Genomic DNA, 18723 nt, shown 5'->3' on the forward strand with positions numbered 1-18723 from the left:
ACGGGGGTGCGCGACACGATCGCTGACATGTGCTCCCGTCGTCGTCACCGGTTGCTCGTTGGCCTGCGCTCACGTTGCCGCCGTCATCCGCTGCCCGTCTCCGTGCTGCTGATCGCCTCCGCGGTGCTCGTGGCACGGCCCACGGCGGCCGAGGGCGGGGCCACGGGTCTCTCCGGTGACTCCGAGGTCAGTGCCCGGGTGGCGCGGCTGTACGAGGACGCGGCCGCCGCGACCCAGCGGTATGAACTGGGGCGGCGGGAGGCGGAGGCGCAGCGCGCCGAGGCGCTTCGGCTGGAGGAGCTGCTGACGAGGGAGCGGGCCCAGATCGCCGCTCTCCATGAGGACCTCGGCCGGATGGCACGCGCCCACTACCGCCAGGGCGGCGGGATGCCGTACGCCGCTCGGATGCTTCTCGCGGGAGACCCCGAGGAAATGATCCGCGGACACCGGGCCGCCCGGCAGGCGGAGAAGACGATCGACAACGCCGTGGCCCGGAGCCGTCACGCGGAGGCGCGGCTCGCCGCCGACGAGGCGAAGGCACGGCAGCGGTGGGAGGAACTCGACCGGCGCACCGCCGCACTCGCCACGACCAAACGGTCTCTCGAGAAGAAGCTCGAGGAGGCGCGGTGGACGCTGCAGGGGCAGGCGGACACGTCGGCGGCGGCGGGCTCGTGCCGTGGTGCCGTACGCCTCGACCAGCCCGGGACCGTGGCCGCGCACGCATGGGTGGCGCCCGTGAGGACGTACGAACTCTCGGCGGGTTTCGGCAGCGGCGGTGGACGTTGGGCGAACCGGCACACCGGGCAGGACTTCGCGGTGCCCATCGGCACGCCGGTGCGGGCCGTCGGCGCGGGACGGGTCGTGCGGGTGTCCTGCGGCGGGCCCTTCGGTATTGAGATCGTGGTCCGGCACCCCGACGGCTACTGCACGCAGTACGCCCACCTCGCCGCCGTCACCGTGGAACAGGGGGAACCGGTGTCCGCCGGGCAGTGGATCGGCCAGTCGGGCACCACGGGCAACTCCACCGGGCCTCACCTGCACTTCGAGGTACGGGTCACGCCGGAGCCCGGCTCGGGGATCGATCCGGTGCCGTGGCTGCTGAGACACGGTGTGGAGCTGTAGGCGCGGACTCCCGGACGCAGGTGCCCGCTCGGCGGCCCGGGGCCTCGGAGAGCCGAAGGGCCGGAGCCCTGACCGCTACAGCCGTCCGGACTGCTGCCGGCGTTCATGGACCAGGCGCTCGATCACGACCGCGACCCCGTCGTCGTTGTTGGCGACGGTGCGGCCGGATGCGGCGGCGAGCACATCGGGGTGCGCGTTGCCCATGGCGTACGAGCGGCCCGCCCAGGTGAGCATCTCCAGATCGTTCGGCATGTCGCCGAAGGCGACCACCTCCTCGTGGGAGATGCCGCGCTCGGCGCAGCACAGTGCGAGCGTGCTGGCCTTGGAGACGCCCGGGCCGCTGATCTCCAGCAGGGCGCTGGGGCTGGAGCGGGTGATGGTGGCGCGGTCGCCGACGGCGAGGCGGGCGGTCGTGAGGAAGGCGTCGGGATCGATACGAGGGTGATAGGCCAGGATCTTGAGCACCGGCTCACCGGCGGTGGCCCCGTCCGGCGCCAGCAGCTTCTCCGCGGGCGCGACGGTCTCGGGTATCTCCACGTGGAGCTTCGGATACCCCGGCTCCTGGTGGAAGCCGTACGTCTGCTCGACGGCGTACACGGTGTCCGGCGCGGCCTCACGCAGCAGGCGTACGGTGTCGAGCGCGTTCTCCCGCGCCAGCTCGCGCACCTTGACGAACCGGTGGGTGCCCGGTCCGCCGTGCAGGTCGACGACGGCGGCGCCGTTCCCGCAGATCGCCAGGCCGTGCCCGTGGACGTGGTCGCTGACCACGTCCATCCAGCGGGCCGGGCGGCCGGTGACGAAGAAGACCTCGATGCCCGCCCCCTCGGCGGCCGCGAGGGCGGCGACCGTACGCGGGGACACCGACTTGTCGTCGCGCAGAAGAGTGCCGTCGAGGTCCGTGGCGATCAGCCGTGGCGGGACGGTCGGGGCCGGGGACTCGGGCTGTCTCGTCGCTGAGGTCACGAGCCCATTCTCCCGCACAAGCCCGCACGGGCGTGCGAGTGCGTGCACGAGTGCATGGCCGGGCTTCCCACCAGCCCTCTCGCGGCCTGCCGCGGCCGTACTCATCCCAGCTGTGCGGTCGCCTCCATGGCGATGCGTTCGAAGACCTTCTCGTCCACGGCGAAGACCGAGTCGGGGACGGGCCAGTGGATGACGAGGTGCGTGAACCCCAGCTCCGCATGACTCCCGGCGAAGTCCACGAACGCGTCGAGCGACTGGAACGGACGGTCGCGGTCCGGAGTGAAGCCGGTGAGCAGGACCTTCTCCATCGCGGTCACGTCACGGCCGAGCACGGCGCACGCCTCAGCCAGCTTCTCGGCCTGTCCGCGCAGGGCACGCACCGACTCCTCGGGAGTGCCCGTCTCGTAGAGCCGGGGATCGCCTGTCGTCACCCAGGCCTGTCCGTACCGGGCGGCCAGCTTGAGCCCGCGTGGTCCGGTGGCGGCCACCGCGAAGGGCAGCCTGGGGCGCTGTACACAGCCCGGGATGTTGCGCGCCTCGTGCGCCGAGTAGAAGTCGCCCTCGTACGACACCGAGTCCTCGGTCAGCAGCCGGTCGAGCAGCGGCACGAACTCGGCGAAGCGGTCGGCCCGCTCGCGTGGCGTCCACGGTTCCTGGCCGAGCGCGGTGGCGTCGAAACCGGTGCCGCCGGCACCGACACCCAGAGTGACACGCCCGCCGGAGATGTCGTCGAGGGAGATCAGCTCCTTCGCGAGGGTCACCGGGTGCCGGAAGTTCGGCGAGGTCACGAGGGTGCCCAGACGCAGCCGCTCGGTCACGGCGGCGGCGGCCGTGAGGGTGGGCACCGCCCCGAACCAGGGACCGTCCCGGAAGCTGCGCCACGACAGGTGGTCGTACGTGAACGCCGTATGGAACCCGAGCTGTTCGGCCCGCTCCCACGCGGAGCGACCGCCTTCGTGCCAGCGGACGTACGGGAGGATGACGGTGCTCAGACGCAGACTCATGCCTTTGAGCCTAAGCGGGTGTGGGTGGCGGCCCCGACGGGGCACGCGGCGGGCGCGCGTCGCTCCTCGCCGCACGGGGCGGCGAGTGCTCCTGCCCGCGGTCAGTGCGGCCCCGGGAACCGCACGTACCCAGGGGGTACGGCTTCCGTCAGCCACACCCCGTTGTCGCTCACCCGGAACACATGGCCGTCGCGGTGCATCGCGGCGGCGTCCACGGAGAGCACGACGGGGCGGCCGCGGCGGGCGCCGACCCGGGTGGCGGTGTCGCGGTCGGGGGACAGGTGCACGTCGTGGCGGCTCATCGGCCGCAGTCCCTCCGCCCGGATGGCGTCCAGGCAGGAAGCCACCGTCCCGTGGTACAGGTACGGCGGCGGCACCGCCGGGGACAGGCCGAGGTCGACCTCGACGGTGTGGCCCTGGCTGGCCCGGATTCGGGTGCCCTCGACGGCGAAGCGCCGCTTGTCGTTGGTGGCGACCACGTGGTCGAGCTCCGCCCTGGTGAAGCGGAAGCCGTGCGTGGCCGCCGCCTCGATGAGGTCGCCGATGTCCACCCAGCCGCCCGCGTCGAGCGTGAGACCGATGCGCCCGGGCTGGTGCCGCAGGTGTTTCGCGAGATACTTCGACACCTTCACGATGCGCCGTTCTTCCATTTCGTCAGGGTGCCGGAGAGACGTGTATCACGCACGTCATTTACGTCCCGAGGTTTGGTCCACAGCCAAGTGGGTTTTTCCACAGGCAAGTTGTCGAAACTGTGGACAACCAGCCGGGCCCGACCGGTGGTTCAGCCGTCGGACGGATGTTCACAGGGGTGGGTCGAGGCGTCCGATCGCGCGCACCGCGCCCGGGGCGAGGCGCGACAGGAAGCGGCCGCTGCGGGCCTCCGGGGTGACGGGGACGACGGCCTGGTCGCGTACGACCGCACGCAGGATCGCCTCCGCCACCTTCTCCGGCGGGTAGTTGCGGAGCCTGTACAGCCGTGCGGCGCGCGTCCGGAGACGCTGCTCCTCGTCGGCGTCGACGCCCGCGAAGCGCGCGGCCGCAGTGATGTCCGTGGTGACGATGCCCGGACAGATCGCCGACACACCGATGTCCTGCCCGGCGAACTCCGCGCGCAGGCACTCGCTGAGCATCAGGACGGCCGCCTTGGAGGTGCTGTAGGCGGTCAGGGTCTTCGACGGCAGATACGCCGCCGCGGAGGCGACGTTGACGATGTGACCGCCCTGGCCGCGCTGGGCCATCCGCCCGCCGAAGAGCCGACAGCCGTGGATCACGCCCCACAGATTCGTGTCGAGGATCCGCTTCCAGTCCTCGGCCGTGGTGTGGAGGAAGGTGCCGGCCAGCGCGATCCCGGCGTTGTTGACCAGGACGTCCACGACGCCGTGCTCGGCGGTGACCCTTTCCGCGAGTTTCTCCATGGCCTCCCCGTCGGAGACGTCGGCCGTCTCGGCCCAGGCCGTGGGGGCGCCAGCCAGCCGGGCCGCCTCCGCCGTGCGGGCCGCGCCCGCCGCGTCCCGGTCGACGGCCACCACGCGCGCGCCGGCCTCCGCGAACGCCAACGCGGTGGCCCGCCCGATACCGGAGGCCGCACCGGTGACCAGCACGAGCTGTCCGCCGAACCGGTCGGCGTACCGGCCGGTGGCCACCGGGGCGGGGTGTCCGCTCTCGGTGGCCGTCACGAACTCGGTGATCCAGGCGGCAAGTCGGTCGGGACGCGTCCGCGGGACCCAGTGCTTGGCCGGGAGTGTCCGGCGGGTCAGGCGCGGGACCCACGCCTCCAGTCCGTCGTACAGCCTCTCCGAGAGGAACGCGTCGTCCAGGGGCGTGATGAGCTGTACGGGCGCGTGCGCGTACGCGTCCTCGCGGGGGTTCGACAGCCGGGACCGGACGTTGTCCCGGTACAGCCACGCGCCATGTGCCGCGTCCGTGGGCAGTGACGAGGTGGGGTAACCGTCCGCGGCGATCTTCTCCGTGCGCCGGAGGATTCCGGGCCACCGTCTGCCGAGGGGACCGCGCCAGGCCAGCTCCGGCAGGACCGGAGTGTGCAGCAGGTACACGTACCAGGACTTGGCGCCCTGGCCGAGGAGCTGCGCCGCCGCGCGCGGGGTCGGCCGCCTCAGCCGGCGTCTGATCCAGTGCCCGAAGTGGTCGAGGGACGGACCGGACATCGAGGTGAAGGACGCGATCCGGCCCTCGGTGCGCGCGGCCGTCACGAACTCCCAGCCCTGCACCGAGCCCCAGTCGTGCCCCACCAGGTGCACCGGCCGGCCCGGACTGACGGCGTCCGCCACCGCCAGGAAGTCGTCCGTCAGCTTCTTCAGGGTGAACCCGCCGCGCAGCGGCCGCGGAGCCGTCGACCCGCCGTGCCCGCGGACGTCGTACAGGACGACGTGGAAGCGGTCGGCGAGCCGGTGGGCGACCGCGGACCACACCTCTTTGGAGTCGGGGTAGCCGTGCACGAGCACGACGGTGGGCAGTTCGGGATCGCCCAGCTCGGCGACGCACAGCTCGACCCCGTCCGCGCGCACCCGGCGCTCTCGTACGGCGCCGCGCCCCTCCCCGCCCGCAGCCCGTTGCTGTTCGCTCACTCGCGGGACCCCCCGTTCGCCGACTGCGCTACGTGTCCGTAACGTCACACCCACGACTCCGCCGGAACGAATGTGGCAACGGTCAGCGACTGCGTCAAGAGCCGTATCGGAGACCTGGGAACAACTCAGGGGTCGGTGATGTCCCGTGAGGTGCGGACCGAGGCCCCTGCACCTAGAGGTGGACCCCTACGGGCCCGTAATACTCGAGGCTGATGCTCGGACAGCTCTGCGGGGTGACGACCGCTGTGGTCCGCGCCACTACCGTCGAGGGCGTGACTGTGATCGCGACCGAAAGCCTGAGCAAGCGGTTCCCGAGGGTGACCGCGCTCGACCGGCTCTCCGTGGACGTCGGGCCCGGTGTGACCGGACTCGTCGGTGCCAACGGAGCCGGCAAGTCCACACTCATCAAGATCCTGCTGGGTCTGTCCCCCGCCACCGAGGGCCGGGCCGAGGTGCTCGGACTCGACGTCGCCACCAAGGGCGGCACCATTCGTGAGCGGGTCGGTTACATGCCCGAGCACGACTGCCTGCCGCCCGACGTCTCGGCCACCGAGTTCGTTGTGCACATGGCGCGCATGTCCGGGCTCCCGCCGACCGCGGCCCGTGAACGCACGGCGGACACACTGCGCCATGTCGGCCTGTACGAGGAGCGGTACCGCCCCATGGGCGGCTACTCGACCGGCATGAAGCAGCGGGTCAAGCTGGCCCAGGCCCTCGTCCACGATCCGCAGCTGGTCTTCCTCGACGAGCCGACCAACGGCCTCGACCCGGTGGGCCGCGACGAGATGCTCGGGCTGATCCGCCGTATCCACACCGACTTCGGCATCTCGGTGCTGGTCACCTCGCACCTCCTGGGCGAACTGGAACGCACCTGCGACCACGTGGTCGTCATCGACGGCGGCAAGCTCCTGCGCTCCAGCTCCACCAGGGACTTCACCCAGACCACGACCACCCTCGCCGTCGAGGTCACCGACACCGACGAGCACCCCGACGGCACACGCGCCCTGCGGGACGCACTCCACGCGCGCGGGCTGGAGATCCACACGGGCGGCGGGCTGCCCGGTGCCGGGCACATCCTGCTGCTCACCGCCCAGGGCGAGGAGACGTACGACCTGGTGCGCGACACGGTCGCCGACCTCGGCCTCGGCCTGATCCGCATGGAGCAGCGCAGGCACCACATAGCCGAGGTATTCAAGGACGGCGACCAGCAGGCGGCCACCCAGGACGGCCAGGACGGCCCGGACGTACGGAAGGAGGCGGTCGGCCATGGCGGTTGAGCATCCCCCGGCACAGACCGGCACGCACGCGGGCGGACAGACCGTCCCGCGCGCGGGCGAGCAGACCCGGATCCACAACATCGGCTACCGCAATTACGACGGCCCGCGCCTGGGCCGCGCCTACGCCCGCCGCTCCCTCTACTCGCAGTCCCTGCGCGGCGCGTACGGGCTGGGCCGCTCGGCGAAGTCCAAGGTGCTGCCCATGATCCTGTTCGTGGTGATGTGCCTGCCCGCCGCGATCATGGTGGCGGTCGCCGTCGCCACCAAGATGGACGACCTGCCCGTCGACTACACGCGCTACGCGGTCATCATGCAGGCCGTCATCGGCCTGTACGTCGCCGCGCAGGCCCCACAGGCCGTCTCGCTCGACCTGCGCTTCAAGACCATTCCGCTGTACTTCTCGCGCCCCATAGAGACCGCCGACTACGTACGCGCCAAGTACGCGGCGCTGGCCTCCGCGCTGTTCGTCCTGACCGCCGCGCCGCTGCTCGTGCTGTACGTGGGCGCGCTGCTGGCCAAGCTCGACTTCACCGACCAGACGAAGGGTTTCGCACAGGGACTGGTCTCCGTGGCACTGCTGTCGCTCCTGTTCTCCGGTATCGGCCTGGTGATCTCAGCGGTCACGCCGCGCCGAGGCTTCGGCGTCGCGGCCGTCATCGCCGCGCTGACCATCTCCTACGGGGCCGTGTCGACCCTCCAGGCCATCGCATTCGACCAGTCCAGCACCGGAGCCGTCCCCTGGCTGGGCCTGTTCTCGCCCATCACGCTCATCGACGGGGTGCAGACCGCGTTCCTCGGCGCGAGCTCCGCCTTCCCCGGCGGAATCGGCCCCTCCAGCGGCCAGGGCGTCGTCTTCGCCCTCGTCACCCTGGGCGCCATCGCCGGCTGCTACGGCCTGCTGATGCGCCGCTACCGAAAGGCCGGACTGTGACCGCCCGCCCGTCTCCCACCACCGCCCTTCCACGGAATGGGCTGCGCCCATGAGCACTCTTTCTCCGTCTCCCACCACCGCCCTTTCACGGAATGGGCTGCGCCCATGAGCACTCTTTCCATCGATCACGTCTCGCGCTGGTTCGGCAACGTGGTCGCCGTCAACGACATCACGATGACCATCGGCCCCGGCGTCACCGGCCTGCTCGGCCCGAACGGCGCCGGCAAGTCCACGCTGATCAACATGATGGGCGGCTTCCTGGCGCCCTCCACGGGCACCGTCACGCTCGACGGCCAACCGGTCTGGGGCAACGAGCAGATCTACCGGCACATCGGCATCGTCCCCGAGCGGGAGGCGATGTACGACTTCCTCACCGGCCGCGAGTTCGTCCTCGCCAACGCCGAACTGCACGGCCTCGGGGAGAAGGAGGCACAGAGGGCGCTCGCCACGGTCGAGATGGAGTACGCGCAGGACCGTAAGGTGGCGACGTACTCCAAGGGCATGCGGCAGCGCGTGAAGATGGCTTCCGCGCTGGTCCACGAGCCATCCCTGCTGCTGCTCGACGAGCCCTTCAACGGCATGGACCCGCGCCAGCGGATGCAGCTCATGGACCTGCTGCGGCGCATGGGCGACGAGGGCCGCACGGTGCTGTTCTCGTCCCACATCCTCGAAGAGGTCGAGCAGTTGGCCTCCCACATCGAGGTGATCGTCGCCGGACGCCATGCGGCGAGCGGTGACTTCCGGCGCATCCGCCGGCTGATGACCGACCGCCCGCACCGCTACCTCGTACGCTCCAGCGACGACCGGGCGCTCGCCGCCGCACTGATCGCGGACCCCTCGACGGCGGGCATCGAAGTGGATGTCACCGAGGGCGCGCTGCACATCCAGGCGGTCGACTTCGGCCGGTTCACGGCCCTGCTGCCGAGGGTGGCCCGGGACCACGGCATCCGCCTGCTGACGGTCTCCCCGTCGGACGAGTCCCTCGAGTCCGTCTTCTCGTATCTGGTCGCGGCGTAGGAGGCCCGAGATGTACGACCCCACAGTCGCCCGGCTCACCTACCGGGGCCTGCTCGGCCGTCGCCGGGCCGTCATCCTGGGTGCGCTGCCCGTGCTGCTGATCGTGATCTCGCTGGCCGTGCGCGGCTTCAGCGGGGCGGACGACCAGGTGGCCGCCGATGTACTCGGCGGGTTCGCGCTCGCCACGATGGTGCCCGTCATCGGCGTCATCGCGGGCACCGGAGCGATCGGACCCGAGATCGACGACGGCTCGGTGGTGTACCTGCTGTCCAAGCCGGTGAAGCGGCCGGCCATCATCTTCACCAAGCTCATCGTGGCGATCGCCGTGACCATGGTGTTCTCGGCGGTCCCGACGCTTGTCGCGGGCCTCATCCTGAACGGCAACGGCCAACAGGTCGCGGTCGCCTACACGGTGGCAGCGCTGGTCGCGTCGATCGCGTACGCCGCGGTCTTCCTGTTCCTGGGCACGGTGACCCGGCACGCCGTCGTCTTCGGCCTGGTCTACGCGCTGGTCTGGGAGGCGCTCTTCGGTTCCCTCGTCGAGGGTGCCCGCACCCTCAGCGTCCAGCAGTGGGCCCTCGCGGTCGCCCAGAAGGTCGCGGGCGGTGACCTGGTCACCTCGGACGTGGGCCTGCCGACCGCGGTGATCCTGCTGGCGGCGGTCACGGCGGGAGCGACCTGGTACGCCGGCCAGAAGCTGAGGCGGCTGACCTTGGCAGGGGAGGAGTGACGGGGGCCCGGCAGCGGTGACGGGTCACCGCGCGCGGGTGCCTGACCGGGCCGGTGCCCCGACGGGGTTCCGAGTTGCGGCCCCGGCCGGTCGACCCTGGCCCACCCAGTTGGTCCGGTGGCCAACGGCGGTAGGCGAATTTATTCGGTGGCGCCTTATCCCGGGCCCGGGCACAGTGGATCTGTCCCCGGACGCCGGTTTTGAGCCGGTGTCGCGAACTGGGAGCGGGGTCCGGTGTCTCTGTTCGCCGGGCTCCCAGCAGGGCAGCCCGCGGCGGGCTCCGGAGTACTACCCCTCCGTCGAGCCCGCCTCGCACGGGGAGCTGCCCGGGGCGGCCGCTTCGAGCGCGCGATCCCGCGCGGGCCGCCCACCCGGTCGTTGCCGCAGCGGCGGGCCGGTCTCCGGCCCGCCGCTCCGCTGCGGTCTCCGCTCTGTCTGTCCGCCCACGTTGCGGCGCGGCAGACGGATCATCGGCCTGAGCCGTCCCACCTCGGCCGCCTTGAGCTGCCCTAAGCCGTCCTGAGCCGCCCTAAGCCTTCCCGGCCAGCAACCGCTCCAGTACAACCGCGATGCCGTCCTTCTCGTTGGAGGCGGTCACCTCGTCGGCCACGTCCTTGAGGTCCTGGTGGGCGTTGGCCATGGCTACGCCGCACGCGGCCCAGGCGAACATGGGAATGTCGTTCGGCATGTCGCCGAAGGCGAGGGTGTCCGAGGCGCGGCAGCCGAGGCGGCGTGCGGCCAGGGACAGGCCGGTGGCCTTGGTCAGACCGAGCGGCAGGATCTCGACTATGCCCTCGCCGGCCATCACCACGCCGACGAGGCCGCCCGCGACCTGGCGGGACACCTCGGCCAGCTCGTCGTCGGAGAGGCTCGGGTGCTGGATGTACACCTTGTTCAGCGGCGCCGCCCAGATGTCCGCCGCGTCCCTGATCGGCTGGTACGGCAGCGGGCCGTCGTGGACCCGGTAGCCGGGAGCGACCAGCACCTCGCCGTCCAGGCCGTCGCGGCTCACGGCCAGCAGCAGCGGGCCGACCTCGGCCTCGATCTTGGCGAGGGCGAGCGTCGCGAGCTGACGGTCCAGGGTCACCGAGGTGAGCAGGCGGTCCTCGCCGGCGTGGTAGACCTGTGCGCCCTGGGCGCAGACCGCGAGGCCCTCGTAACCGAGGTCCTTCAGTATCGGCTTGGTCCAGGGCGCCGCGCGCCCCGTGACGACGATGTGCGCGGCGCCCGCCGCCGTGGCGGCGGCGAGCGCGGCACGCGTGCGCTCCGAGACGGTGTCGTCGGAGCGCAGAAGCGTTCCGTCGAGGTCGGTGGCGATCAGTCGGTACGGGAGGGGCGCCGTCGCGGCGTCGGTCACTTGGCCACCGGCTCCAGGACCTCGCGGCCACCCAGGTAAGGGCGGAGCACCTCGGGCACCCGCACGGAACCGTCGGCCTGCTGGTGGTTCTCCAGGATCGCGACGATCGTGCGCGGTACGGCGCACAGCGTGCCGTTCAGCGTCGCCAGCGGCCGGACCTGCTTGCCGTCACGCATACGGATCTGCAGACGGCGCGACTGGAACTCCGTGCAGTCCGACGTCGACGTCAGCTCGCGGTACTTGCCCTGGGTCGGGATCCACGCCTCGCAGTCGAACTTGCGCGAGGCCGAGGCACCCAGGTCACCGGTCGCCACGTCGATCACGCGGAACGGCAGCTCCAGCGACGTCAGCCACTGCTTCTCCCAGTCCAGCAGACGCTGGTGCTCCGCCTGGGAGTCCTCCGGGTCGACGTACGAGAACATCTCGACCTTGTCGAACTGGTGGACGCGGAAGATGCCCTTGGTGTCCTTGCCGTGCGAGCCGGCCTCGCGGCGGAAGCACGGCGAGAAGCCCGCGTAGCGCAGCGGCAGGCGGTCGGCATCGATGATCTCGTCCATGTGGTACGCGGCGAGGGGCACCTCGGACGTACCGACCAGGTAGAGGTCGTCCTTGTCGAGGTGGTAGACGTCCTGCGCCGCCTGGCCGAGGAAGCCGGTACCGGCCATCGACTGCGGCCGGACGAGCGCCGGGGTCAGCATCGGCGTGAAGCCGGCCGCGGTGGCCTGGGCGATCGCCGCGTTCACCAGGGCGAGCTCCAGCAGGGCGCCCACGCCGGTGAGGAAGTAGAAGCGAGAGCCGGAGACCTTGGCGCCGCGCTCGACGTCGATCGCGCCGAGGATGTGGCCCAGCTCCAGGTGGTCCTTCGGCTCGAAGCCCTCGGCGGCGAAGTCGCGGATCTCGCCGTGCGTCTCCAGCGTGACGAAGTCCTCCTCACCGCCGACGGGCACGTCGGGGTGGACGAGGTTGCCCAGCCGGAGGAGGAGCTCCTGGGTCTCGGCTGCGGCCGCGTCGCGCTCGGTGTCGGCCGCCTTCACGTCGGCGGCCAGCTGGCTCGCCTTCTTCAGCAGCTCGGCCTTCTCGTCGCCCGACGCCTTGGGGATGAGCTTGCCGAGTGCCTTCTGCTCGGCGCGGAGCTCGTCGAAGCGGACGCCGGACGACCTGCGCCGCTCGTCGGCAGAGAGGAGGGAGTCGACGAGCGCGACGTCCTCTCCACGGGCGCGCTGTGATGCGCGCACACGGTCGGGGTCCTCACGGAGCAGGCGAAGGTCAATCACCCCTCAAGGCTACCGGTGCGCGGATCCGGCCCTCGACTTGAATTCTCGATACGTCGCTTTTACTGGCTTCTGCCGGAAAAGTGGATCTCGATGGACGGAATCCCGTCAGGTCAAGGGAAGGAGGGGTGCTCCCTGGAACGGGGCAGTGTTGGGTCTTCGTGTTGACCTGACTGCCTTGTGGAGAGCGTGACTTGGGCTTCGTCTGTCCACAGGGGTCCACGGTTCCGGGGAGTTATCCACAGGCTGTGCGAAAGATCTGTGGACTTCACAGGTGACCGTTCTCAAGCGGGGTACGGAGGGGAGAATTTCCGGCTCAAGCTGTCGCGGCGTCCACTTTCGAGTGGAATTGGGTCACCCCAAAGGATTATCGAAGGGAAACGAGTGGACGTAGGGTGATGAACGGGCCTGTGGGGGTGGTTGAGGCCCACGGGGTGATTTGTCGATGGAGTGGCGCTTTGTTGTCGACTTGTCCCCAGGTCGAGAAGACCACCTGTGGATAACCCTGTGGAAAACGAAAATCGCCAGGTAGGACCGGCTCTCGAAGATGTGTACAGCCGAACGGCCGGGAAGGCCCGCCGGGGACGCCGGCGACGATGGCCGGAAATCAGCCACCGGTCCGGCCGACGACCGGACGAAGAGAGCAGAGAGATCGAGCGGCGAGATCAGAAACGGCCGTCCTGGCAGCGGGCCACCCAGTCGGCCGCGGTGACGAACGCCTCGTCCGAGGTGCCCGGCAGCGGTGCCGGGACCCCCTCCTCGGTGGCGTCCGCGCGCGGGTACGAGCCCAGGTAACGCACCTCCAGGCAGACCCGCTTGAGTCCCATCAGCGCCTCCGCCACGCGCCGGTCGGAGATGTGGCCCTCGGCGTCGATCGCGAAGCAGTAGTTGCCGATGCCCTCTCCGGTCGGGCGGGACTGGAGCAGCATCAGGTTGACGCCCCGGACGGCGAACTCGTCGAGCAGGTCGCGCAGCCCGCCCGGGTGGTCGTCGCGCTGCCAGATGACCACCGAGGTCTTGTCCGCGCCCGTGGGCGCCGCGGGCCGGGCGGGGCGGCCGACGAGCACGAACCGGGTCTGGGCGTTCTCTGCGTCGTGGATTCCCGTCTGCAGGGCCTCCAGGCCGTACCGGGACGCCGCGAACTCGCCCGCGAAGGCCGCGTCGTACCGTCCCTCCTGCACCAGCCGGGCACCGTCCGCGTTCGAGGCGGCCGACTCCCAGACGACGTCGGGCGGCAGGTTGGCCTTCATCCAGTCGCGCACCTGCGACTGCGCCGCCGGGTGGGCGGTGACCGTCTTGATGTCCGACATCTCGGTGCCGGGCCGCACCAGCAGGGCGAACGTGATCGAGAGCAGCACCTCCCGATAGATCATCAGCGGGGCGCCGGCGACCAGCTCGTCGAGCGTGGTGGTGATGCCGCCCTCGACGGAGTTCTCGATCGGTACGAACGCGGCTTCGGCCTCGCCGGTGCGAACGGCGTCGAGCGCGGCGGGCACGGACACCACGGGAACGAGCTCCCGGGTCGCGGTCTCCGGCAGCGTGCGCAGGGCGACCTCGGTGAAGGTGCCCTCGGGGCCGAGGTACACGTAGCTGGCTGGCATGGCCTCACCCTAATGGGCCGTCCGGAGCCCGGCGCACGCTTCCCGCCTTCACCACCACCCCGAGTCGATCACCACCCCAGCTCACCGCCCCTCCGAGCCCACCACCGCCCCTCCGAGCCCACCACCGCCCCGAGGTCCGGCCGTACCGGCTGGACGAGGCCTTAGCCTCACCCCTCCAGCAACTGCTGCCCCACGTACTCCCCCTCCGCCGCACCGCCCGGCACCGCGAAGAGACCGCTCGCCTCGTGGCGGATGAAGGCCGAGAGGGCGTCGCCCCGGTCGAGCTTGCGCTGTACCGGCACGAAACCGCGCAGGGGGTCGGCCTGCCAGGCGATGAAGAGGAGGCCCGCGTCGGGGACCCCGTCCGCGTCGAAACCGTCGTGGAAGGAGAACGAGCGGCGGAGCATCGCCGCGCCACCGTTCTGGTCGGGGCGGGTGATCCGGGAATGCGCGTTGATCGGGATGATCAGCTTGCCGTCGGCGTCGGTCTTCTCCAGGTCCGGTTCGGTCGTCTCGCCGCCGCCGGTGAGGGGTGCGCCGGTCGACTTCTTGCGTCCCATGACGTCCTCCTGCTCCTTGAGCGAGAGCTTCTCCCAGTCGTCGAGGAGCATGCGGATGCGGCGTACGACGACGTAGGAGCCGTTCGCCATCCATGCGGGGTCGCCGGACGCGGGCACGAAGATCCGCTCGTCGAAGTCGGTGTCGGACGGCTTCGGATTACGGGTGCCGTCGAGCTGGCCCATCAGGTTGCGTGCCGTCATCGGGCGGGCGGTGGCCCCCGGCGAGCGGTTGAAGCCGTTCATCTGCCAGCGCACACGCGCAGCGTCGCCCGCGTCCTTCTGGATCGCGCGCAGGGCGTGGAAGGCGACCAGGGCGTCATGGGCGCCGATCTGTACCCACAGGTCGCCGTTGCTGCGCTTCTTGTCGAGGTGGTCGGAGGAGAAGTCGGGCAGGGGATCGAGGGCGTCCGGGCGCTGCTTCTCCAGGCCCGTGCGCGCGAAGAAGCTGTGCCCGAAGCCGAAGGTGACCGTGAGGGACGACGGCCCCGCGTCCCGGGCCACGTCCGTGTCGTCCTGTGCGGCGGCCTCACCAGCCATCAGCCGGCGGGCGGTGTCCGACCAGCGTCGCAGAAGCGCGACTGCCTCCTTGCGGCCCGAACCCGCCGTCAGGTCGAAGGCGACGAAGTGCCCGGCGGCCTGAAGCGGGGTGGTGATACCGGGCTGATGTTTCACGTGAAACGCCACGCGGCCGGTACCGAGCGAGGTGAGCGGCGCGACCTTCTCGGGGGAGGGAGCGGCGGCGTACCCGGCGGCCCCGCCCGCCGCGCCGAGCGCGAGCCCGGTCGCCCCGGCGGTGCCGAGCAGCCGCCGCCGCGAGACGAGTCTGCTCGGGGAGGCGCCCCCGGCCTTCTCCGGGCCCCTCTGTGGGGAGGCATCCGCAGGAGCAGTGGTGGCGGCCGTGTTCTTCTGAGTGTTGCCGGCCTCGGGGGCGGGCACCTCGGGTGTGGACCGGTCAGGCATGGTGTGGTTCAGCCGATCTTCGCGTTCTTCTTGACGGTCACCTGGTCGATGTCGGACGTCCGTACCGTGACCGCGACCTCCCAGTCACCTGCCATCGGGATCTGCACCCCGCTCGCCGTCCAGTGTCCGGTGGAGATGTGGTCGGGGACCACGGGCAGGGGGCCGATGTCCTTCGCCTCGAGGGTGAAGGCGATCTTCACCTCGGGGATGTCGAAGGCCTTGCCGTCGGGGCGCTGCACATAGACGTGCAGGTCGTTGCCGCCCACGCGGGCGGGGTCGAGGTCGATGCGCACGACTCCCTTGCCGTTCTCGCCTCCGGTGTCGAACGGGATGTCCAGGGACAGGACCCCGGTCTGTCCGGCCGCGTCGGACTGCTGTGCCGAGGACGTGGCCGCCCTGGCCTCCTCCTCCGTGCGTCCGGGTTCGGTCGTCGTCAGGACGGTCGTCACGGCCAGCAGGGCGACGGCCACGCCCGCCTCGGCGAGCACGGACCGGCGCAGCCCCGTACGGCTCGGGTCGGCGTTCCTGATCCGCTTCTCCCGCGCGGCGGCCACGGCGGCCTGCTGCCGGGCGAGCTGCGCGGCACGCCGGGCGTCACCCGTGGCGGATGCGGTGGACGGGCCCTTCGGGGTGACGGACTGCTTGCCCTTCCCCGTGCCCCCCGAGCCGGCTTTGTCCGCGGTGACGGTCTGCCTGTCCTTCCCCGTGGTCGCGGGAAGCTCGGCGAGCCGTGCGGTCCAGCGGCGTGAGAACCAGCCGATGCCCACGAGCACCGCCACGAGGCCGATCTTCACGAGCAGTAGCTGCCCGTACGACGTACCGGTCAGCGCCGACCAGGAGCCGACCTGCCGCCACGACTGGTAGAGGCCGGTCGCGGCCAGCACGAGCACGCTGCCGAACGCGACGCGCGAGAACCGGCGCACCGCCCGTACCTCGACCGGCGCGTCCGCGGGTGCCCGGAACAGGGCCACGAGCAGCGCGGCCAGTCCACCCAGCCAGGCGGCGACCGCCAGCAGGTGGAGCACGTCGACGGGCATCGCGATGCCCGTCTGGATTCCGGTCGAGGCGTGCTCGGCCATGGCCCAGCTGGCGGCGAGGCCCGCCGCCACGACGCTTCCGCCGAGCGCTAGCCCGAAGGTGAGGTCCCGCTTCTCGCTCCCGGCCCCGTTCTCGTCCTCGCCCTTTGCGTCCTCGTCCTCGTCCCCGTCCCGCCGTACGTACGCCCCGAAGAGCACCGCGATGAACAGGGCCGCCGCCGCGAGCAGCAGCAGTCGGGAGACCAGAGCGGCGCCCGTCTTGGTCCGCAGTACGTCACCGAGCAGACTCAGGTCGAAGATGTCGCCGACGTTCCCGGAGCCGGTGTACGAGCCGCGCATGAGGAGCATCGCGAGGGTGGCCGCGGTCAGGGTGAGCCACCCGGAGACCACCAGTCGCTGCACGGGCCGTACCCCGGCACCGTGCGGCCAGCAGGCCAGCACGAAGGCCGCACCGCCGACGAGGAGGGTGAAACCGGCGTACGCGGCGTAGCGCGTGAAGCCGTAGAGCCCGCCGACGAGGCCGCCGCCCGCCTGCTGCTCGGGCACGGCGGCGGTGGTCTCGGACGGCGCGCCCACGGAGAACGTGAAGGCCCCCGAGACGGGATGGCTGTCGGCCGAGACCACCTGGTAGGTCACGGTGAACGTGCCGTCGGGGAGCCCCGCGTGCAGCTTCACGGCGTAGGTGTTGCCGCCCAGGTCGGACGTCGTGCCGGTGTCGACCTGCTTGCCCTTGGGGTCGTACACCCGTATCGAGCCGTCGGACATCGCGACGGCCTCGGAGAAGGTGAGCGACACCCGTGACGGCGCCTCCTCGACGACCGTTCCCTGCTGCGGATCGCTGCCGGTCAGCGCGGCGTGCGCGGAGACCGGCAGGGCACCGGCGATGAGGACGCCGGCCACGGCGACGAACAGCAGCAACAGCGCCCGGACGCGGGAAGCGGCGGTCTGCCGCACGCGACTCGACGGCCTCAACGGTGTTCCCTCCCTCAGTGGTGGTGCGACGACGAGGATGACGACGACGAGGACGATGCCTTACTCGACCCGGAGTCCGACGCGGAACCGGACGCGGAGCCCGATTCGGTACTCGGCTCCGGCTGGTACGTGGCGGACTTCACCGGCATCTCGACCGTGACGGAGCCGGCCTCGGCGAAGCGCAGCTTCACGGACACGGTCTCGCCCTCCTCCGGCTTGCGCTTGAGCTTCTCGAACATCAGGTGCATTCCGCCGCTCTCGAGGACGAGGCTGCCATGGGCGGGCACCTCGCGGTCCTCGCTGTCGGCGATCCCCATCGTCTGTCCGGACGTCTGGTGGATGGTGACGTCCTCGGCGATGTCGCTGCCGGCGGATTCGAGGGTGTCGGACCGGTCACTGTCGTTCTCGACGACCAGGTAGCCGGCCGCCATGGCGTCGGTGACCGGCTGGGGCATGTAGGCGGAGGTCACCCGCAGCCCGTCGCCCCGGTCACCGCTGTCGCTCGCGCCGTCGCCCCCGCAGCCCGTCAGGGCGAGCCCGGCCGTGAGGACCAGGGCGCCGAGGGAGGCCGTGCGTCGCCTCACGGCTTGGCTCCCTCGAGGAGCTTCGGCAGGTCCCGGGTGTAGTCGTCGACGGTCGCGTCCTCCCCGTACAGGACATAGCCCGCGTCCGTCTTCGGGGAGAAGGCGATGACCTGGGTGCCGTGCATGGAGGTGACCTTGCCGTCCTTGTCCTTCGTGGGCGGCTCGATGGAGATGCCGAGGGTGCGGGCACCGGCCTGGATCGTGTCGAAGTCACCGGTCAGGCCGACGATGTCGGAGTCGATGCCCTTGAGCCACTCGCCGAGCGCCTTCGGGGTGTCGCGCTCCGGGTCGGTGGTGACGAAGACGATGCGCAGCTGTTCCAGCTGGGAGGCGGACAGCTTCTTCGCCGCCTCCTTCTTGGCGACGGCGATGTTGTTCATCGTCAGCGGGCAGACGTCCGGGCAGTTGGTGTAACCGAAGTAGACCAGCGTCGGCTTGCCCTTGGTCTCGGCGCGGAGGTCGTACGACTCGCCGTGTGTGTCCGTGAGGACCAGGTCCGGCTTCTCGAACGGCTGGTCGAGCACGGTCGCCGCCTTGGCCGACGCGGACTCCGCGGAGACCTCGGCGACGGGCGCGCTCGCGTCGTCGTCGCCACCACCCCCGCAGCCGGAGAGAGCGAGGGCGGCAGCGGTGAGCAGAGCCGCTGCCGCGTACGTCTTCTTGGTGTTCGTGCTCTTCGTACGCTTCGAGCTGTTGGTGCGCATAGGAAAATGTCCCAGATGTTCGGGCTCCGGCGCGCACCGGGGTCGTAC

16 protein-coding genes are annotated in these 18723 nt (G+C 70.9%); 5 read left to right on the forward strand and 11 right to left on the reverse strand.

Features of this window, described 5'->3' with window-relative positions:
* The first annotated feature begins 27 nt into the window (after positions 1-27).
* On the forward strand, positions 28-1122 hold the full coding sequence (locus IE242_RS24455) for a M23 family metallopeptidase (RefSeq protein ID WP_189862783.1): 1095 nt from the start codon (positions 28-30) through the stop codon (positions 1120-1122).
* Positions 1123-1197: 75 nt separating this feature from the next.
* Here IE242_RS24455 and IE242_RS24460 read toward each other — a convergent pair whose 3' ends face one another.
* The 4 genes from IE242_RS24460 to IE242_RS24475 all read right to left on the reverse strand — a co-directional run bounded on the left by IE242_RS24460 (position 1198) and on the right by IE242_RS24475 (position 5674).
* Positions 1198-2085: an HAD-IIB family hydrolase gene (locus IE242_RS24460; RefSeq protein WP_229859390.1), complete on the reverse strand. Its 888-nt coding sequence runs from the start codon at positions 2083-2085 to the stop codon at positions 1198-1200.
* Between the two features lie 101 nt (positions 2086-2186).
* Entirely contained in the window at positions 2187-3089 is a 903-nt protein-coding gene (locus tag IE242_RS24465; protein ID WP_189862787.1) for an LLM class flavin-dependent oxidoreductase, read from the reverse strand.
* Between the two features lie 101 nt (positions 3090-3190).
* A complete protein-coding gene (locus IE242_RS24470) occupies positions 3191-3739 on the reverse strand; it encodes an RNA 2'-phosphotransferase (protein ID WP_189862789.1) in 549 nt (182 codons plus the stop codon).
* A gap of 150 nt (positions 3740-3889) precedes the next feature.
* Complete coding sequence (locus IE242_RS24475) at positions 3890-5674, reverse strand: SDR family oxidoreductase (RefSeq protein ID WP_189862791.1); 1785 nt, start codon at positions 5672-5674, stop codon at positions 3890-3892.
* Positions 5675-5886: 212 nt separating this feature from the next.
* Between IE242_RS24475 and IE242_RS24480 the strand changes: the two genes are divergently transcribed.
* The 4 genes from IE242_RS24480 (at position 5887) to IE242_RS24495 (ending at position 9629) form a co-directional block, all read left to right on the forward strand.
* Positions 5887-6951: an ABC transporter ATP-binding protein gene (locus IE242_RS24480; RefSeq protein ID WP_189862793.1), complete on the forward strand. Its 1065-nt coding sequence runs from the start codon at positions 5887-5889 to the stop codon at positions 6949-6951.
* Positions 6941-7882 carry an ABC transporter permease gene (locus IE242_RS24485; RefSeq protein WP_229859391.1) on the forward strand — a complete coding sequence of 314 codons (942 nt, stop codon included), beginning with the start codon at positions 6941-6943 and terminating at the stop codon, positions 7880-7882. The genes IE242_RS24480 and IE242_RS24485 overlap by 11 nt, the downstream gene beginning before the upstream one ends.
* A gap of 105 nt (positions 7883-7987) precedes the next feature.
* On the forward strand, positions 7988-8899 hold the full coding sequence (locus IE242_RS24490) for an ABC transporter ATP-binding protein (protein ID WP_189862795.1): 912 nt from the start codon (positions 7988-7990) through the stop codon (positions 8897-8899).
* A gap of 10 nt (positions 8900-8909) precedes the next feature.
* Complete coding sequence (locus tag IE242_RS24495) at positions 8910-9629, forward strand: ABC transporter permease (RefSeq protein WP_189862796.1); 720 nt, start codon at positions 8910-8912, stop codon at positions 9627-9629.
* Between the two features lie 529 nt (positions 9630-10158).
* Here the strand turns inward: IE242_RS24495 and IE242_RS24500 are convergent.
* The 7 genes from IE242_RS24500 to IE242_RS24530 form a co-directional block, all read right to left on the reverse strand.
* Positions 10159-10986 carry an HAD family hydrolase gene (locus IE242_RS24500; RefSeq protein WP_189862798.1) on the reverse strand — a complete coding sequence of 276 codons (828 nt, stop codon included), beginning with the start codon at positions 10984-10986 and terminating at the stop codon, positions 10159-10161.
* The gene (gene serS, locus IE242_RS24505) at positions 10983-12260 is read right to left on the reverse strand and encodes a serine--tRNA ligase (protein ID WP_189862800.1); all 1278 of its coding nucleotides are present in this window, start codon (positions 12258-12260) and stop codon (positions 10983-10985) included. Before serS ends, IE242_RS24500 begins: the two co-directional genes overlap by 4 nt.
* A 662-nt stretch (positions 12261-12922) precedes the next feature.
* Positions 12923-13858, reverse strand: coding sequence for a prephenate dehydratase (pheA, locus tag IE242_RS24510; RefSeq protein WP_189862802.1), 936 nt, complete (start codon positions 13856-13858; stop codon positions 12923-12925).
* Positions 13859-14025: 167 nt separating this feature from the next.
* Positions 14026-15378, reverse strand: a complete 1353-nt coding sequence (gene efeB / locus IE242_RS24515; RefSeq protein WP_189862804.1) for an iron uptake transporter deferrochelatase/peroxidase subunit — start codon at positions 15376-15378, stop codon at positions 14026-14028.
* 8 nt (positions 15379-15386) lie between these two features.
* Positions 15387-17369 (reverse strand): copper resistance CopC/CopD family protein, encoded by a 1983-nt coding sequence (locus IE242_RS24520; RefSeq protein WP_189863064.1) that lies wholly within the window; start codon positions 17367-17369, stop codon positions 15387-15389.
* A gap of 32 nt (positions 17370-17401) precedes the next feature.
* A complete protein-coding gene (locus IE242_RS24525) occupies positions 17402-17971 on the reverse strand; it encodes a copper chaperone PCu(A)C (RefSeq protein WP_189862806.1) in 570 nt (189 codons plus the stop codon).
* Positions 17968-18675 carry an SCO family protein gene (locus tag IE242_RS24530; RefSeq protein WP_189862808.1) on the reverse strand — a complete coding sequence of 236 codons (708 nt, stop codon included), beginning with the start codon at positions 18673-18675 and terminating at the stop codon, positions 17968-17970. Before IE242_RS24530 ends, IE242_RS24525 begins: the two co-directional genes overlap by 4 nt.
* Positions 18676-18723: the final 48 nt, after the last annotated feature.

The organism is Streptomyces poonensis (assembly GCF_014650915.1).
GTDB lineage: Bacteria > Actinomycetota > Actinomycetes > Streptomycetales > Streptomycetaceae > Streptomyces > Streptomyces poonensis.

What these genes read in the sequence shown, in the direction of transcription:
- IE242_RS24455 (WP_189862783.1), top strand. Translation starts at nt 28, where the DNA reads ATGTGCTCCCGTCGTCGTCACCGGTTGCTCGTTGGCCTGCGCTCACGT.
- IE242_RS24465 (WP_189862787.1), bottom strand. Translation starts at nt 3,089, where the DNA reads ATGAGTCTGCGTCTGAGCACCGTCATCCTCCCGTACGTCCGCTGGCAC.
- IE242_RS24470 (WP_189862789.1), bottom strand. Translation starts at nt 3,739, where the DNA reads ATGGAAGAACGGCGCATCGTGAAGGTGTCGAAGTATCTCGCGAAACAC.
- IE242_RS24480 (WP_189862793.1), top strand. Translation starts at nt 5,887, where the DNA reads ATGCTCGGACAGCTCTGCGGGGTGACGACCGCTGTGGTCCGCGCCACT.
- IE242_RS24485 (WP_229859391.1), top strand. Translation starts at nt 6,941, where the DNA reads ATGGCGGTTGAGCATCCCCCGGCACAGACCGGCACGCACGCGGGCGGA.
- IE242_RS24490 (WP_189862795.1), top strand. Translation starts at nt 7,988, where the DNA reads ATGAGCACTCTTTCCATCGATCACGTCTCGCGCTGGTTCGGCAACGTG.
- IE242_RS24495 (WP_189862796.1), top strand. Translation starts at nt 8,910, where the DNA reads ATGTACGACCCCACAGTCGCCCGGCTCACCTACCGGGGCCTGCTCGGC.
- pheA (WP_189862802.1), bottom strand. Translation starts at nt 13,858, where the DNA reads ATGCCAGCCAGCTACGTGTACCTCGGCCCCGAGGGCACCTTCACCGAG.
- efeB (WP_189862804.1), bottom strand. Translation starts at nt 15,378, where the DNA reads ATGCCTGACCGGTCCACACCCGAGGTGCCCGCCCCCGAGGCCGGCAAC.
- IE242_RS24530 (WP_189862808.1), bottom strand. Translation starts at nt 18,675, where the DNA reads ATGCGCACCAACAGCTCGAAGCGTACGAAGAGCACGAACACCAAGAAG.